This is a genomic window from Shewanella sp. Isolate13 (assembly GCF_022398325.1).
Classification (GTDB): Bacteria; Pseudomonadota; Gammaproteobacteria; order Enterobacterales; family Shewanellaceae; genus Shewanella.
The window spans coordinates 15,407-30,577 of sequence record NZ_JAKEVD010000031.1 but is presented as its reverse complement, the minus strand read 5'-3'; the positions used below and the strand labels follow the sequence as shown (position 1 = coordinate 30,577).

The following is a 15,171-nucleotide window of genomic DNA, read 5'->3' as shown; positions in this document are numbered from 1 at the left end:
AATGCATTCCAGTATTTTGATATCACTTACTAAAAGTTGCCTTATCTATCTTTTTATTACCTGATTGCCAATTCAACAGCGAATTACGATGATTAGTACATCCCCCGCCTCAGCTTTGATGAGTGCCTATCCTATGTAAAGATCCACCTTCTGAAGAAGCTGGCTTTGCTATCGTGCTTTAGCAAAAAGCGGGAAATATATCCCTTGTTCACAGCAAGTGCTAAATGAGCTTATAGGCCGTGTATCCAAGGACTGCGATAAGCGAACCTCCATGGATACTTCCCCTCCAAACAAAAGTAACTTTCACCATAGCAATAGTCACCCGAATTTTCCGCTGCTAACGTGCTGAATTAAACCGAAATTAAGTGATTTATATCGCCTTGTACAAAAAGGAAAAACAGCTAATCCTCTCATGCTTGATTTAGATCAATGAGCTCCTACGCCTTTTCAGGTCATATAAGGGTGAGCTGGATCACAAATAGCATTCTGAACCACACAAACCAGCTCACATATTTACTAATTTACGCTTTTAATACTGAAACCAAAAAAATAGAGGTACCCTATGGAGCTACTACCGAATTGTTATACCGATCTATGCGTCAATGGGAAATGGTTTCACTATGATCATGGAGCCAGCTCGGTGTTTATGCTAAACGGCAGCAAACCACTCACCTTTGAACTAGATTCATTGCCCAAAACCGAAGATGAACTCGAGCTTCATCTGACTGCAATTTCAAACGAGCTTATCTAATCGCATTCAAAGCAAGCCTTCGTTATAGCCGCTTGCGAGTTCATCTAAAAATAGGCCACCCTTGGCCTATTTTTGATTATCTAATAGGTAAGGCTAACCTCCTTAACTGAACCCTTTCATCAGCCTCATTCCATCACGACTTTAATCAGTTTGTTAAATCACTGCTTATCACTACGCCTCTTATAAATGCTTAGTAAAGTTCGAAGCTATACATTGTAACCATCCAAATAGAGGAGTGAATTTTTATGAAAAAGTCTGTCGTTGGAATGATTACAATTGCTATGTTTGCTTCATTAACAGCTTCTGCTTCGGTTGAATACAAGCAACCTGATGCGCGATTCGATCAAAACTTAGCAAAATACGGCACTTCTGTACGAGCATGGGAAGAAGCAAAAAATATGCGTTTCACCATGGCAGATGCGCACCTAAATCACTACCACGCTTTAGTTCACCCAAGCGCGAACAAAATGCCTATAAAGGTTGTGGGTGGCTTAAATGTCTCTGAAATGATGGTTGATGATATCCGCCCAGACAAAAAGATCAGCATGTATAACGTGATGCGTGACAGAGCCTCTATTCAAAGCTATGTCATTATGAACAAAAAGGGAGAAGTCATCGCTGAAGACTACTGGTCAAATACCGAGCCGACGACTATGCACCATGTAATGAGTGCACATAAATCATTTACTTCGATGCTAGCAGCTGCGGTTGCCGATGCAGGTTATTTCAGTTTTGACGACCCTATCGCCAAATACGTGCCAGAAATGCGTCAAACTCCTTACGCAAATATCAGCATTCAACACTTTGCAGATATGACCGCTGGAATATGGGAGCTTCCAAAGTCACGTGAGAACTACCACAACTGGGGAATGGATGGTTTAACAACAGGCTCTTGGGACTCACATATGGCCGTAGCTGTCGGCTACAATGGTTTGGTTGATGACGGTTCAGGTAATCTGGTGCCGCCTAAAGACTCTTATGGCCAATTAAACAACTTCTCAGAATGGCTAAAGATGTTCGTTACTGAAGTGAAACCAGAAGCTGTCGGAGAGTTTTACGCCTACAGAGACATCAACACAGAGATGCTTGGTAGAGTGGTCGTCAATGTAACAGGCATGCCTTATGCCGAAGCGTTTGATAAGTTCATCTGGTCTAAAGGTGGCTTTAGCAACCAAGTATCATTTTTTGTAAACCAAGAAAAAGAGTCGGCGAGTGCAGGCTCAATGAATATCTCAGCACGAGACTTCGCCATAGGGGCTTACCTTATGGTTAACGGTGGTAAAAACTTCAAAGGTGAGCGGGTCATTCCTCAGTCTTACATTGATGAGGTGATGCAGGGCGATGAGCGAGTTAAAAATGCTTGGGGTAAACGTGAATATGAAGCACTGATCATGAAAGATGCTTTCTACAAAAACCAATGGCGCACTTTTAATGCTGATGGACGAACGATCTCAACCATGATTGGCGTTAACGGTAACTTCTCTGCTTTTGATCACGAGACAGGAAACATTATCGCGACTCAAGGAGCATATAGAGAGCCGACAGGGTTTGCTTTTGTGCAAGTCTACGTCAATGACGTGATTGTCCCCATCTTTAACGAGTTGGCGAAAAGCAAATAATCTCGTCCTCAAGATGTGCGTTTAACCACTAAAAAGCCAGCGGCTATATCCTGTTGGCTTTTTATATCAAACATTTGAATAACTTAGCTATCCAATTTAGTTTTAAAAAACTGTTCGAACAAAGGCATCCCTTCGCTTTTAATATTGTGACATAAAGTCACTTGTGTGCTCTGGCAAAATAGTCTACTTATGATCCACCTCATACCCGCTTGAAAGTTCATTTGTGTCCAACAAGTGCATTGTTCGCGTGTTTCCCACCTGACGGCTAGCTAGCTTTCCTGCCCTTAACTAGGTGATGAGCGGCTAGAGGAAATGGCTTCATAAAGCATCATCAATTTAAGAGCTTAATGACGCTAAACCCTGTAAGCGACAATAAAAACACAGCTCACATCTGCCCTTAGCCGAAAAATTAATTAAAAATAGATCTGGACAATATGTAATTATCGCGTACTATTTGTCTCGCTCTGCTATTTAGAGTTATTAATGAAACATAAGTTAAAAAGTAAAATCTCAGTATTCCTTCGTTATTGTTGTTATCCTCAGTTTGCCCTTATCTTCATCGTCACATTAAATAATTCAATTTTCAGTGCATCGCATAATGCGACAATTTTTATGAATTTAAATATAAGGGACACATCATGTCTAATACATCAACTGGTCTAGTAAAATGGTTTAACGAAGAGAAAGGTTTTGGTTTCATTACTCAAGACAATGGCGGCGCCGACGTGTTCGTTCACTTCCGTGCAATCACTTCAGACGGTTTCAAGACTTTGGCTGAAGGCCAGAAAGTATCTTTCGAAGTAGAGCAAGGTCAAAAGGGCCTTCAAGCAGCAAACGTAGTCGCGCTGTAACTTCGTAAGTTGATGTGAATGGTTTAATCGCCATTCACATCATTTAAAATAAAGTTTTCAACCAACTTGCTTGAGCTAAGTCTGCTTTAAACTAATTTAATTTAGTAAAGTCAGATTGAATAATAATTTATACTGTATCTAGAAAAAGATTAACACTTCAAACATCTGCTTTCGTATCTAACAATACGCTTCTGATCTACTTCGTTATATTCTTATCAATACAAATTAAACATTAACAACTTAAGAAAAGATTAGAGTCGGTATTATTATACCGTCAAAATGTCTTAACACCGGAGATAACCATGTCCCGTTCATCAGGTCCAAAAAGATTTTGGTTTCATCAATCAAAAAAGAAATCAACACTAGCGAAAACAACTAAAAAAGGTTTAAATGAGAGTAAATTTTAATATTTTTAAAGATAATATTTCTTGGGATGCACTCATCCACCAGCTAAATAGCGATGTACTATTACGTCATGTTTTGGTGATGGGTAATGTTGTAGATAGAAACATCGACTTTAGCTATTGTGATGAGACCCGCCAAGGCAAAATCATCGATAGTGACAATCAGCTTATCGGTAACTTTTCGACCTCTTTCTAATAGGTTCTGCAACGACAGCTAATCATCAAGCCAAGCGGCCTGTCGTAACCTCAATGCCCCTAAGATCAAAGCAGCAAAAACGATAAAGCAGGATGAAGGCAATTTCATCTAAGGTGTAGCCTGTCACATCAATAACTGATGATGTAGCGACACCCGAACCTCAGCCTCACCCCACTTACCGTTAGACCAATTAGCTAAGCAGTTGTTGCGGCGCTTGGTAGCTAATATGTTGGTGGAAGCGCACAATCAAATCGTCCCGAGACTTGTCTATCGGTAGCTCGGCGGCAAAGCTCTTAAGCGCCTCCTCCACTCGATTCAAGTAGCGACCATAGCCACCATCTTTAATGTCCTTGGTGCCTGCAGCAATAGTAAAGCTCACCATCTCCACTAACTTGTCACCATCCCAGTGGCGGATAAACTGCTGTTCCTCAATATTAGGGTCGAAGCCAAGCATCTGCACCTCATCGGTACCATCGACTTGATCGAATTTACTGTTACGCACAAGCGGCGTTAAGCCGTTAGCAACCATAGCAATTCGATTTAATTTTTTAGCGGAAGCCGCTTGAAGGAAAGCATCTTCCAGCTTTTGATACAGTGGCGTAAAGTCGCTAGTGTGTTCAGGTAATATCGCCTGCTTTAACTTGCGACTTAGGGGTAACTTCACCGTGACGTAGCAAAGCGAACCGTGCTCCTCAGGGATTGGACACTCTCTTGCTTTATACCTGTGGCTAATCGAACGTAGCTTATAACCATAGGTCTCTTTATTGCCTTTCGACTTGGCGAACAGGTCGTAAGAGATATGCTGATGGTCACGAACCTTAATGGTGAGATCTTTCTCTGGCAGTTGTGGCATGAGCTTGGCGAGGAAAGACTGCACCTTGATATGGAAACTGGCCGAATGACTGCGGATCTCGTCACCAGTCGCTAAGAACACAATCCTGATCTTACGGGCGCGATAATCATCCTTTGTGTGTAGCGTTTGCGATTCATGATAGACAGGGTTATAGAAGAAGATGAGCTGTTCGGCAGTTGGGAAGCAATAGGCTTCAGAATGAAAACGCACAACGGGTAACTTATCGTTAGTGATCACATGAAGGTTATATAACTCTTCCTGATCTCCAAGGCTGAAAATTGCGCGACTAAGAGTCTGATAACACGTCTTGTAATCGGGATAATGAGCCAGTAATGCATCGGTTACTTTAATTTCTGCGGTGATATATTGATTCGCCCGAACGTCCTTGGGAATGTACACTTTTTGCTGATGGCTAAGGGACATAAATACTCCTTGAGATAAGTTAACCATGTGTAGCGCTGTAGCAATGGTAACGATAAATGTTGACAAAAATGCTGCGATTGGCCACATTTTTTACCTACTAACAACATGGTACGCCTCGAATATGATTTATTTATTAAATCGACAGCTAAAAATACCCACTAAGTCAAAATAATCGCAGTCATACTATCTCAAGAAACACGTCTCTAATTTAGCCCCACTATCTATCGAATATTTATTGCAAAGGGTCTATCAGAACCGATGCGTCAGTTTGGGGAGCTTTCAAAAGCGAGTGGCTGAAGCTCCATGAGTATTCATATCTATAACGCCGACTCGCTCTTTTATCTAGCTCCCCATAAACCGCGCTAAGCACAGACTTGGTTACGACCCTTTTTCTTAGCTTTATACAAGGCTTGATCGGAGCGCTTCATTGTTTGCTCAAAGGTTTCACCACTTTGATGTTCGGCAACGCCTATGGAGATGGTGACACTCACCGTTCGCTGTTGGTTGCTCGTTTTAGCCTTACCACGTTTAGCCTTGGATTGACTCTTACGCTGCTCATTTCGAAGCACAATATCGTACTCCTCAATCGTCTGGCGCACCTCTTCGAGATAACTCAGGGTCGATTGGGCATCCTTACGGGGAAAGATAATGGTGAACTCTTCACCACCATAACGAAAAGCTCTACCGCCACCGCGCACACCAGCAATTTTGCTGGCGACTAACTTCAATACCTGATCACCGACATCGTGACCATAGGTATCGTTGAACTTCTTAAAGTGGTCGATATCCAGCATAGCCACACTGTATTTACGCCCCAAAGCAAGCACTAAGTTAAACAGGGCTCGGCGAGAGGCAAGTCCGGTCAGTTCATCGCGATAAGCCAAAAAGTAGGAGTCGGTCAGCACAGTCAAAATATAGATAATGGCTAATACAGTCATCGAAGTTGCAAGGGAAACTAAGCCCGTAAACTCAAACTGAACAGCCCAAAGCGCGAGGGTGATAAAGATAGCGCTATTAACCAGATTCGCCTGCCAGAGTCCACGGATAAACACCAATAAACCACACAGGTACAAGGGGGCTATGACTCTAACCTCCATGTCTATTAGACTAGGTAGTAGCTCATCGAGTTGTACTTTAAACAGGCGGTTAGCCCACAGCCAACCAAAACCGGCCGCAAAGCAAAGCCCGCAACCAACCACTCTTACCAAGCTGTGGGGAGATAACAGCCCCCTATCTTTAATAAAGGCAAATCCGCTAATGGTGAACGCTCCGCCGAGTAAGATCTGCTGTGAATATAGCTCCAGCAGCGCAGGCTCTAACAAAGAGTGGGTCACACACAGATAGTAAGTCAGCATGATCGCTGCCAAATAAGCTAAGCGACTCCGGTTAAACTGCAGCGCGATAATGATTGCAGCGGGCAGTAACCAATAGGGAAGCTGCTCTATCACCCCCTGCCAAGCCTGCAAGTCTGATTGATAGATCTCGGTCAAAGCTAGGCCAAAAGCCGTGAAGACAAGAGGAAGGAAAAAGTAACGACAACGATGGTAAAAAGCAGACAAAACAAACCTCAATAATAATCGAATTAAACCCGTAGCTCTATATCGGCCTACTTAAGCAACCAGCCCCACAACTCATACTTAATCTCTTATAAGCCACTAAATAGGCCATTACTCAGGTTAAATGCGAGTGAGTGATTCAGTCATCAAATGGGTTAAGGGTGATGAGTTCGAAACAGCAATACATCCCCTAGTAAGTCGACACTATTTTCATAAGATAAAGCCAACAGGGTGTATTATCATAGCAACTGCAAAATAACGCCTTTGTGGTCAATATCATAGATATAAAATCAACATAAAAAAAAGCCGCTATCGCGGCCTTTCTATTATCATTTCAGCCCCTAATAAAAAGCTGAGCCGATAAGTTAATAGCCATTAGCCATCATCACTAAAACGATAACGAACACTATCACTCGTGTTCAGCCTAGTCTGGTCGAAGTCATCTAAATGGTGGCGTTTGATCAACGCTCGTAAGTTGTCCACATAGGCCTGACCGCGGCTAGAGTAATGCAGCAGAGATTGCACCAACTCATAGCCTGTTAACTTTTTTTGTGTCCGCAGCTGCTGCCGCAAAAGCCTAAGCTCCTTGTAAGCTCTTGTCGTATTGAGATTATGCATATAGCTTGCAGTGCTCTGATACAGATCATTAAATGCAGCCACCTTCACTTGACCGCCCGGCGTCGTTAAAAACTTACCGCCATCGTGGGGCAGGTGCTCGCCATAGAGATTATTGCCCGCGATGGCAAAATGGCTTGTGCCCCAACCACTCTCATCGATGCCTTGGGCGAGTACCATGCCCGCTGGAATAATATCGATATGCAAGAGTAGCTCGGCAATCTCACCTGACTGAATCGCGTAAGAGTCTGACAACGTCTGCACCCAGCGCTTCTCGGCCTCAGACCACTGGGATTTAGGCTTAGCCGATAGCCTGTTTAGCTCATCTCTTACCAACAAAATACGCTCGTTCACCACCTTGATAGTTGGCAAGAGTAACCGAATAAAGCCAGTTGTTTTTTGCGATACCGGCAAGGCATTTAAATCGCTAGGCAGATTCTCAACAAAATAACTAGGCAATGTCTTGCTCTGCTCGACGGTCGTGAGCTGATAGTCGTTACCATCAAAGGCTGCGATAAGCTCCTTAGCAGAGTGCAGCATGCTAACGCTTACCTCTGGATATGGCTGCATAACTTGTTCGGGAGGCAGCGGCAGGCTCTGACTTAGCTGCAAGCTAGGACCAGCCAAGACGAAAGGAGAAACCAGTAAAAGTAAACTAGCAAGGATTCTTGAACAGGGCATTCGAGTGTTCTCAATTGAAAAGGAAAAGCCAGGCGAGTTTCTCAATATATCTCAGCCAAACCGTAAAAACTAGTTTGTATCAGGCTGCTAAGTCCACTGCAGTAGCCCTGATTAACAAAATAAAAAAGGCCGCTATTGCGACCTTTTTATTTACAAAGAACTCAGTAACTGTGTCACTGATGACTATTACTTGTAGAAAGCTTCAACCTGACCTTTAACAGTCATCATTAGCGGTTGACCACGACGGTCTAGTGCTTTGTGTGAAGGTACTTTTACCCAGCCTTCACTGATGCAATACTCTTCAACATCAAAACGCTCTTTGCCGTTAACTTTGATACCGATATCAAACTCGAAAATAGCTTCCACGTGGTGTGGGCTACGTGGGTTAACAGAAAGGCGATCTGGTAAAGCTGGTTGTGAACTCGTGTCAGTCATAATCGTGGCCTGTAATAAAAGTGGCAGTTATAGAAACTGCAGTAAACAAAAAGTGCGCTATTGTAGGCAATACAGGCCTAACGCTCAATAGTGACCGTAATAAATGTTAGTGGATTCTCGCGAGTATTCAAGATGAACTATCGCTTCACCCCCCCCCCCAGATAAAAGCAATGACCGCAAGAGTAAATGAAGGACTATCCCCCTCTAGTCACTGCAATCCTCCCCCTCTAGAAGCAACACTCATAATGAGTGTTAACAGGCTACTGCTGCGTGGCTTATCGCCCCTTGTTTTAGGTAACAAATCAGCTCGAAAAACAAGCAAAAACGACTATAGTTTACTTACACCCCAAACCGCCTAACTTCTCCTAGATGAGGATATTAGTGATGAAACCTGCCAAGCACTCCAGAGCTTTCCCATCAGTTTTTGATGACAACATGTTCCAAGGCTTTTTCAGCCCAGTATTACGCTCTGATTTTTTCAATAAAGCCAGCAAGATGCCTGCTGTAGATATAGAAGAAACGGAAGGTGAATATACCTTACTGGCCGAGCTACCCGGCTTTAGTAAAGATGACATTCATGTGTCATTAGATGATGGCCAACTGGTTATAAAAGCTGAACATGATGAGCAATTCGAGAAAAAACAAAGTAGCGGCAATATGCTGAAAGAAAGGCATTACGGCAGCTATTATCGCAGTTTTAATTTCGGCAAAAATATTAAAGAACAAGACATTAAAGCTAAATATGAAGATGGTGTATTGGAGTTAGTATTACCTAAGTCAACTAACAATAAGCAAGAGGTAAAAAAAATTAGCATTGAGTAGTCCCTCCCGCCATTAACCTAAATTATTGGCAAGTAACACCGTGATAATTGCTCGCAGCAGATAACAACAAGAGATTAATCAGGATGGAGTGACTGAATATGAAATTATTACATCTATGCATGCTCGCCCTAATTGCTGCAGCAATATCGGGGTGTGACAAGTCGGTGGATTCCCCTCAGGGTTTTAACCTCCCTGATGGCAATGTGGCCAAGGGAAAACAAGCCTTCTTGAAGTATCAATGTCTCTCATGCCATCAGTTAGAGGGTATAGAGCAACCACAAGCTATCGAACACTCTATATTATCAATCCCTCTAGGTGGTGAATCGAACAAGGTTAAAACCTACGCTGCTCTGGTCACAGGTATTATCAATCCATCGCACAGCTTCATAGAGGGGTACCCCAAGTCTGCGGTTCAAATCGATGGCAAATCTAAAATGGTGAGCTTTAATAGCGTGATGACTGTCGAGGAACTGGTTAACCTAGTCGTATTTTTACAGCCCTATTACAAACTGGCGCCCTCTCCCCGAACGGAATATTCCCCCTATCGATACGATAGGCCTTAACTAATAACTGGAGTCATTGAGTTATCGGGTAGTTGCTAACTGAGTAGTTGCTAACTGAGTAGTGAGGAGTTGAATAATTGGGAGTTAAGCGATGAATCCTTACTAACCAATAGCGAGTAATCACTACATCAAAACTACCAGATAAAAAAAGGCCTGCTATGCAGGCTTTTCATTGATGAACGCTATTGCTGCCTAAAGAGACCTTGCAGCTTATTGAACATGAGCCCAACAGCGACAACCAAAAACTGGACAAGGGCGATACTCCCCACCAATAAGAAAAGGGTTGGCACATCATCTAAAAACTCCATCGAAAACCTCTCGTTCAATTAGATCCCCATAGATAAATCGGGATGAATATTGCACAAAGGTTTGCGGTAGAATTTGATTTTACTCACAAAATAGTTTGCTTGAAAAAATGTTAATCTTAACTACAACGAAAATTAATCTTAACCAACAAAGATGGCAAAAATAGTAAAGCCTGATGAAACTCCATAAAATAAAAAGCCGCTCCCAATTAAGAGAACGGCTCAGCCCCAGAGGCTATTCATTCAACTATCGCTAAATATTAGTGCTGATAGGCTGAAAATTAACGGGTTAGATAACAGCGAACAAAGTTGGTGATTGCCACTAAATCGGCTACCGCAATAAACTCATCCGTGGTGTGCACCTTAGACATACCCGTCGACAAGTTAACCGTCTTCAAACCTTGTTCATTAAAGATGTTGGCATCTGATCCGCCGCCTGTTGGCTTAGTGACGGCTTCAATTCCTATGGCTTCAAAGGCAGCCTTTATCGCCACCACATGGGCATCGTCATCCGAGATATGGTAGGCGTTATAAGAACGGCTTGAGTCAATCTCTATACTCGCGCCATGCTTTTGCGCCGCCGCTTCAAAAGTCGACACCATATGCGCTACCTGCTTTGCCAGCTTGTCATCATTCAATGAGCGAGCCTCAGCCTCAATGTGCAGCTCTGGCATCACGATATTGGTCGCCTGACCACCTCGCACCACACCGATATTGGCGGTGGTTTCATCATCGATGCGACTCAGTTGCATCTTGCTTATCGCATCGGCAGCGACCGTCAGCGCATTGATCCCCGCTTCAGGCTCGAGTCCCGCGTGGGCAGGCTTACCCTTGATGGTCACTTTTAGGCTTTGCTGACCTGGAGCGGTCGTGATAATGGTGCCAATAGGGCCTCCCGAGTCGAGTACAATCGCTTGCTTAGATTCAATCTTGCTGATATCGAAGTTTTTAGAGCCGTGCATGCCGCGCTCTTCATAAACGGTAAACGCCACTTCGATCGTCTTATGGGCTTCGCCGCTCTCTTGAATGCTACGAACGGCCTCCATCACAGCGGCGATCCCCGATTTATCATCTCCGCCTAAAATGGTGTCGCCTTGAGAACGAATGATGCCGTCTTCGATGATAGGTTCAATACCATTACCGGGTGTCACAGTATCCATATGGCTGCTGAAAACTATGCTTCCATCAAGCTCTCCTTGCAGCTTTGCGTAGATATTAAAGCCGTTCGTAATAGTGCCAGGCACAGCAAGCTGAACCACCTCAAAGCCCTGTTGGCCAAGCTGCTCAACTAAGGTTTCAGCAACCGCTTTTTCATTGCCTGATTCACTGTCGATTTTCACCAGCGAGATAAAGTGTTCAACGAGTCTTTCTTGATTGATATTTGTCATCTGTGCGACTTCTGTTTGCGAAACGAACAAGAATCATAAACCCAACTGACACGCGAGATAGCAGGGTTACATCAAAAAAAGGCGAGAAAGAGTCAGTTGATTCAGACTCTGAGCTAACTTAATTCCTTATTGATTGACTATATGTTGATTTATCATTGTTCTCCATAGAGAATAACGCCAAGTGTAAGCGGTTTATTCAATAGTATCGATTTAGGAGTTTCAGTTAGATGATGACAAAGTGGGCGACACGTTTCTTACAGATGGCCGAGCTCGTTGGATCTTGGAGTAAAGATCCCTCCACACAAGTGGGTGCGGTGATCACCGAAGATAACCGGATTGTCTCATTAGGTTTCAATGGCTACCCCCATGGGATCTCAGATAGTGCCGAAACCGACAACCGAGAGATGAAACTGCTAAAGACCCTCCACGCCGAAGAGAACGCCATTCTCTATGCCAAGCGCGATCTCAGCGGCTGCGAGATCTGGGTAACTCACTTTCCTTGCCCTAACTGTGCCGCCAAAATCATCCAAACAGGTTTAAGCACAGTCCATAGCCCACAACCAAGCGAAGACTTTTTATCACGCTGGGCTGATAAGATTAAGATTAGCCAAGATATGTTTGACCAAGCGGGTGTCAAAGTCGATTGGATGCAGGTCGACTAAGACACATGAGCTAACAATCAATAAAAGGGCGCTAATTAGCGCCCTTTTGCTTTCTCCCCTGCTGAACAACTGACGCTAAATTGAGTTAGCTTTCACTTTTCAATATGCGATGTTGTTACAACATGATGTTATTGCTAGCATTTACCCAAGCATGTCTTCAGGAAATAAAATAATGAGTGAATACTTTTTCGCATCCGAGAATATGAATATCCCTTTTTACGACTTTCCCGATGAATATGCAGATGCGGTGCCTTCTAATCTGTTCACCCATCCCCTAGAGCCGGTGCCACTAGTAGTAAGGTTTGCCGCTGAAGAAAACTATCCTCTGGCAGATATATTCCTAGTGCCTTCTTTGTGCATCAAAGACGGCTTATTACAGCAATTAAATATCAGCAACACCTATGGTACCAATTGGGTCAAAATCAAATTAATCGATCAAGGTGAGCACCTTTACCACATGATTCAAATCGGCAACGAAATTAAAGCTATTGACCGCCAGCACAGCGAGTTCGACTACTATGATGAGTTTAATGGCGGTGAGTTTATCTCAGGAATGAAGAAACTCGTTTTAGACGAGAGTCGGCTAGCCAAAATCGCATTAGAGGAAAGGTTAATATTTCGAGACAGCGGCTGGAAGGATAAGGTGTTTTTTCATAAGAGCATAGTCAATAAAATCCTAGAGCATAAGCTGCAAGGCATCAGCTTCTATTCAGTTGATGGCTATAACGAATTTGGCTAGCTAGGCTATAGCTCCCCTAATCATCTATAAATCATGAAAAGAGAAGCACCAGTCTTAGGACAACAAGGCTTAGCTTTTGCTTTCATCCTTAACTTCAACTTCATAAGCAAAGCCGTGGCTGCCATCATAATAAAACTGATCAGCCTTTTTTAATTCAACATTCAATCCTTCACTACGGGCGTACTCATAGGCCGCTTCAATAATTCCCATATGGTTAGCTGTAGTATAGTGGTTAGGTACAATAGACCAGTCCTTATCCATAATGAGTATTCTGTTATCATCAGAGCTACGTGGCATATGAATGGCAATCTCAACACCATTCGATGCCTTAAAGGATGCTTTAGGTGCAGTATGGAACTGCATTGAAGTGTTGATTGATTTAAAGGTTGCAACCACAACGGGTAAGGGCGCCGCTTGCGCAGGCATAGAGACCGACACAGAAGCCATTAAAATAGCGATGGCAGACAGCAGTGTTTTAGTAAAAGATGCTTGAGTTAAGTTCATAGTATTCCCCAGTAAATTTAATGGTTCTTGATAACTAAATTGATGGGATACATATTAACGAGCAAAGTATTGCTAAGCTTTTATAAGAGTTTTAGTGAAGCCCTGAAATGGAATCCCCCGTATCGATATTCAATGCAATAACCTTGCCCAGCATTAAAAATACCAATAACCCGCGAGTGACTTTCAGTAAGTGGCTAGCTCAACCCTGGTGTGATCCGCAGTGATGCAAATACACACCAGATCACACTAAAGCTATGTACCTGTGTTGCTTTTGGTCCAGTGTTAATCGTTGCAAAAGGTGTGGGTTAACTGGCGCCAATCAGTCTCATCCCCTCTTAGCGCATCGACTGGAATACTATAGAGACTGCTTCCAAAGTCTGTATATAAATAGCTTAAGATAGCGATATGATTTTCAGGCAGGTACGGCTCTTCAGTGAACGCTCCCTCTTCAGTAAAGACTTCCCGTGTGCGCGCTTCAACCCGAGGCATTAAGCCATAGTCATAGTACAAATCGGTATAAAGTTCAGGATCGATTTCTAAGCTATTTTTGTCGATAACCGCAGTAATATCAGCTTCACAAGCTGGCAGTTGAGTATATGGTTTCCAACTAAGAGGGTATTGGCCGTTCCTGCGATGGTTAACGTCGAAACCCGAGGGCGCTAGATAGTCCCCTGTTATCGATCTGTCTCGGTATTCTACCCAATTGAGGCTCTCCATATCGGCCTGCGTCCAGAATATCGCTTCGCAGCGACCCGTTGGCTCTTCTCCCTCATCTGGCTCTTGAATATAAACCTGCAGTAAGCCTTTACTTGGAAGGGCGGGATTACGCCCTTGTAACTCTTCAAAGTTAATCTGCAAGGCAAGCCTTAGGCTCTCATCATTGGCGATAAGCTCCAAATTAGCGCGAGCACTAGCGGAGTCAGGACTGGGCAGCCAAGGGGCGCCAGCGATGCGACTCTGGAATTCATTACTATACTCTGCTGCAAGCATATGAAATCCAACGCAGAGGTCATCGAACAGCGCTTCTAGCTCATGCAGCTGCTTTAAGCTTTCTCGCTTATTTGCAAACGCTTGCATATAAAACTCACTACCGGATTGAAATTGATTGGTTAAGCCTGCCTGTTCAAACTTAGCTAACAAGCGTAAATAGGGCTCAGCTAAACGGGCTTTCTCAGTAATATCTTCAAGACCGCAACGCGCCGATGGCATTAACTCATCTAATTTATCCATCATGTTATTGGCTTTAGTGAGCTGGAAATGGCCCTTAGGTAAATCAACACTGTATGGATAGAGACTTGCTTCTTTGGCCGGATCAAAACTTGATTGGTTAAGCAGCCAAGATACCAGCTCAACACATGGGAAGGGTTTCGCAAAAATATATTCTAAGGCGCTACGCCCTTTACCATCACGCTCATGAATGTCTTGCCCTGCAGCGAGCATATTTTGTAATGCTGGCTGATATTCGCCAAACTGCTCATTCGACTTTATCTTTTTAAAAAGCCAAAACCACTCTTTCAACATAACTGCCCTTAAGATGACAAAGGTTAAACATAAGAAAGCCAGCCATTATCCATCATGGGTGAGATAAGAGTGGCTTTAGCAAAAGCATTAATTTTTAGCAATGAGTTACTGCAATGGGTTTTCACCACTAGAACCCTGAAAAATAGAATCGACCCGCTTGCTCCAAGATGATGTAACGGTTGCCTTGCTCGGAGCGATAGTTATAACAAGTATTAATCGAGTCCGCGATAGAACAGTCATTGATCGACAAGCTAAATTGAAAAAGTGAGAGTTAAGAGTGCAT

Annotated in this window: 16 protein-coding genes; 8 read left to right on the top strand and 8 right to left on the bottom strand. The window is 43.3% G+C overall.

Going from position 1 to position 15,171, the window contains the following annotated elements:
- Positions 1 to 562 precede the first annotated feature (562 nt).
- From L1D44_RS17020 to L1D44_RS17005, 4 genes are all read left to right on the top strand, one after another.
- Positions 563 to 751, top strand: a complete 189-nt coding sequence (locus tag L1D44_RS17020) for a hypothetical protein (protein ID WP_202722592.1) — start codon at positions 563 to 565, stop codon at positions 749 to 751.
- Between the two features lie 245 nt (positions 752 to 996).
- A complete protein-coding gene (locus L1D44_RS17015; protein ID WP_239892521.1) occupies positions 997 to 2,370 on the top strand; it encodes a serine hydrolase in 1,374 nt (457 codons plus the stop codon).
- Between the two features lie 638 nt (positions 2,371 to 3,008).
- The gene (locus L1D44_RS17010; RefSeq protein ID WP_220769791.1) at positions 3,009 to 3,221 is read left to right on the top strand and encodes a cold-shock protein; all 213 of its coding nucleotides are present in this window, start codon (positions 3,009 to 3,011) and stop codon (positions 3,219 to 3,221) included.
- Between the two features lie 390 nt (positions 3,222 to 3,611).
- The gene (locus tag L1D44_RS17005) at positions 3,612 to 3,821 is read left to right on the top strand and encodes a hypothetical protein (protein WP_239892520.1); all 210 of its coding nucleotides are present in this window, start codon (positions 3,612 to 3,614) and stop codon (positions 3,819 to 3,821) included.
- Positions 3,822 to 4,011: 190 nt separating this feature from the next.
- Here L1D44_RS17005 and L1D44_RS17000 read toward each other — a convergent pair whose 3' ends face one another.
- From L1D44_RS17000 to L1D44_RS16985, 4 genes are all read right to left on the bottom strand, one after another.
- Complete coding sequence (locus tag L1D44_RS17000) at positions 4,012 to 5,097, bottom strand: DUF3083 family protein (RefSeq protein WP_239892519.1); 1,086 nt, start codon at positions 5,095 to 5,097, stop codon at positions 4,012 to 4,014.
- 362 nt (positions 5,098 to 5,459) lie between these two features.
- A complete protein-coding gene (locus L1D44_RS16995) occupies positions 5,460 to 6,587 on the bottom strand; it encodes a GGDEF domain-containing protein (RefSeq protein ID WP_345773640.1) in 1,128 nt (375 codons plus the stop codon).
- A gap of 441 nt (positions 6,588 to 7,028) precedes the next feature.
- Entirely contained in the window at positions 7,029 to 7,949 is a 921-nt protein-coding gene (locus tag L1D44_RS16990; protein WP_239892517.1) for a glucosaminidase domain-containing protein, read from the bottom strand.
- A 186-nt stretch (positions 7,950 to 8,135) separates the two neighbouring features.
- Entirely contained in the window at positions 8,136 to 8,384 is a 249-nt protein-coding gene (locus L1D44_RS16985; RefSeq protein WP_220769786.1) for a DUF3297 family protein, read from the bottom strand.
- A 384-nt stretch (positions 8,385 to 8,768) separates the two neighbouring features.
- Here L1D44_RS16985 and L1D44_RS16980 point away from each other — a divergent pair, with 384 nt between their 5' ends.
- Together L1D44_RS16980 and L1D44_RS16975 are read left to right on the top strand one after the other, a co-directional pair.
- A complete protein-coding gene (locus L1D44_RS16980) occupies positions 8,769 to 9,206 on the top strand; it encodes an Hsp20/alpha crystallin family protein (RefSeq protein WP_239892516.1) in 438 nt (145 codons plus the stop codon).
- A gap of 98 nt (positions 9,207 to 9,304) precedes the next feature.
- A complete protein-coding gene (locus tag L1D44_RS16975; RefSeq protein ID WP_239892515.1) occupies positions 9,305 to 9,769 on the top strand; it encodes a c-type cytochrome in 465 nt (154 codons plus the stop codon).
- A gap of 182 nt (positions 9,770 to 9,951) precedes the next feature.
- On the opposite strand, the gene L1D44_RS16970 is transcribed toward L1D44_RS16975, so the two are convergent.
- Both L1D44_RS16970 and L1D44_RS16965 read right to left on the bottom strand, forming a co-directional pair.
- The gene (locus L1D44_RS16970) at positions 9,952 to 10,095 is read right to left on the bottom strand and encodes a hypothetical protein (protein ID WP_239892514.1); all 144 of its coding nucleotides are present in this window, start codon (positions 10,093 to 10,095) and stop codon (positions 9,952 to 9,954) included.
- Positions 10,096 to 10,355: 260 nt separating this feature from the next.
- Positions 10,356 to 11,462, bottom strand: coding sequence for a M20/M25/M40 family metallo-hydrolase (locus L1D44_RS16965; protein ID WP_239892513.1), 1,107 nt, complete (start codon positions 11,460 to 11,462; stop codon positions 10,356 to 10,358).
- Positions 11,463 to 11,689: 227 nt separating this feature from the next.
- Between L1D44_RS16965 and L1D44_RS16960 the strand changes: the two genes are divergently transcribed.
- Together L1D44_RS16960 and L1D44_RS16955 are read left to right on the top strand one after the other, a co-directional pair.
- Positions 11,690 to 12,124, top strand: a complete 435-nt coding sequence (locus tag L1D44_RS16960) for a cytidine/deoxycytidylate deaminase family protein (protein ID WP_239892512.1) — start codon at positions 11,690 to 11,692, stop codon at positions 12,122 to 12,124.
- Between the two features lie 172 nt (positions 12,125 to 12,296).
- A complete protein-coding gene (locus tag L1D44_RS16955) occupies positions 12,297 to 12,863 on the top strand; it encodes a DUF1629 domain-containing protein (RefSeq protein ID WP_239892511.1) in 567 nt (188 codons plus the stop codon).
- A gap of 69 nt (positions 12,864 to 12,932) precedes the next feature.
- Here L1D44_RS16955 and L1D44_RS16950 read toward each other — a convergent pair whose 3' ends face one another.
- On the bottom strand, positions 12,933 to 13,367 hold the full coding sequence (locus L1D44_RS16950) for a hypothetical protein (protein ID WP_239892510.1): 435 nt from the start codon (positions 13,365 to 13,367) through the stop codon (positions 12,933 to 12,935).
- 282 nt (positions 13,368 to 13,649) lie between these two features.
- Positions 13,650 to 14,888: a DUF1963 domain-containing protein gene (locus L1D44_RS16945; protein ID WP_239892509.1), complete on the bottom strand. Its 1,239-nt coding sequence runs from the start codon at positions 14,886 to 14,888 to the stop codon at positions 13,650 to 13,652.
- Between the last annotated feature and the right edge of the window lie 283 nt (positions 14,889 to 15,171).

What these genes read in the sequence shown, in the direction of transcription:
- L1D44_RS17020 (WP_202722592.1), top strand. Translation starts at nt 563, where the DNA reads ATGGAGCTACTACCGAATTGTTATACCGATCTATGCGTCAATGGGAAA.
- L1D44_RS17015 (WP_239892521.1), top strand. Translation starts at nt 997, where the DNA reads ATGAAAAAGTCTGTCGTTGGAATGATTACAATTGCTATGTTTGCTTCA.
- L1D44_RS17010 (WP_220769791.1), top strand. Translation starts at nt 3,009, where the DNA reads ATGTCTAATACATCAACTGGTCTAGTAAAATGGTTTAACGAAGAGAAA.
- L1D44_RS17005 (WP_239892520.1), top strand. Translation starts at nt 3,612, where the DNA reads ATGAGAGTAAATTTTAATATTTTTAAAGATAATATTTCTTGGGATGCA.
- L1D44_RS17000 (WP_239892519.1), bottom strand. Translation starts at nt 5,097, where the DNA reads ATGTCCCTTAGCCATCAGCAAAAAGTGTACATTCCCAAGGACGTTCGG.
- L1D44_RS16990 (WP_239892517.1), bottom strand. Translation starts at nt 7,949, where the DNA reads ATGCCCTGTTCAAGAATCCTTGCTAGTTTACTTTTACTGGTTTCTCCT.
- L1D44_RS16985 (WP_220769786.1), bottom strand. Translation starts at nt 8,384, where the DNA reads ATGACTGACACGAGTTCACAACCAGCTTTACCAGATCGCCTTTCTGTT.
- L1D44_RS16980 (WP_239892516.1), top strand. Translation starts at nt 8,769, where the DNA reads ATGAAACCTGCCAAGCACTCCAGAGCTTTCCCATCAGTTTTTGATGAC.
- L1D44_RS16975 (WP_239892515.1), top strand. Translation starts at nt 9,305, where the DNA reads ATGAAATTATTACATCTATGCATGCTCGCCCTAATTGCTGCAGCAATA.
- L1D44_RS16965 (WP_239892513.1), bottom strand. Translation starts at nt 11,462, where the DNA reads ATGACAAATATCAATCAAGAAAGACTCGTTGAACACTTTATCTCGCTG.
- L1D44_RS16960 (WP_239892512.1), top strand. Translation starts at nt 11,690, where the DNA reads ATGATGACAAAGTGGGCGACACGTTTCTTACAGATGGCCGAGCTCGTT.
- L1D44_RS16955 (WP_239892511.1), top strand. Translation starts at nt 12,297, where the DNA reads ATGAGTGAATACTTTTTCGCATCCGAGAATATGAATATCCCTTTTTAC.
- L1D44_RS16950 (WP_239892510.1), bottom strand. Translation starts at nt 13,367, where the DNA reads ATGAACTTAACTCAAGCATCTTTTACTAAAACACTGCTGTCTGCCATC.
- L1D44_RS16945 (WP_239892509.1), bottom strand. Translation starts at nt 14,888, where the DNA reads ATGTTGAAAGAGTGGTTTTGGCTTTTTAAAAAGATAAAGTCGAATGAG.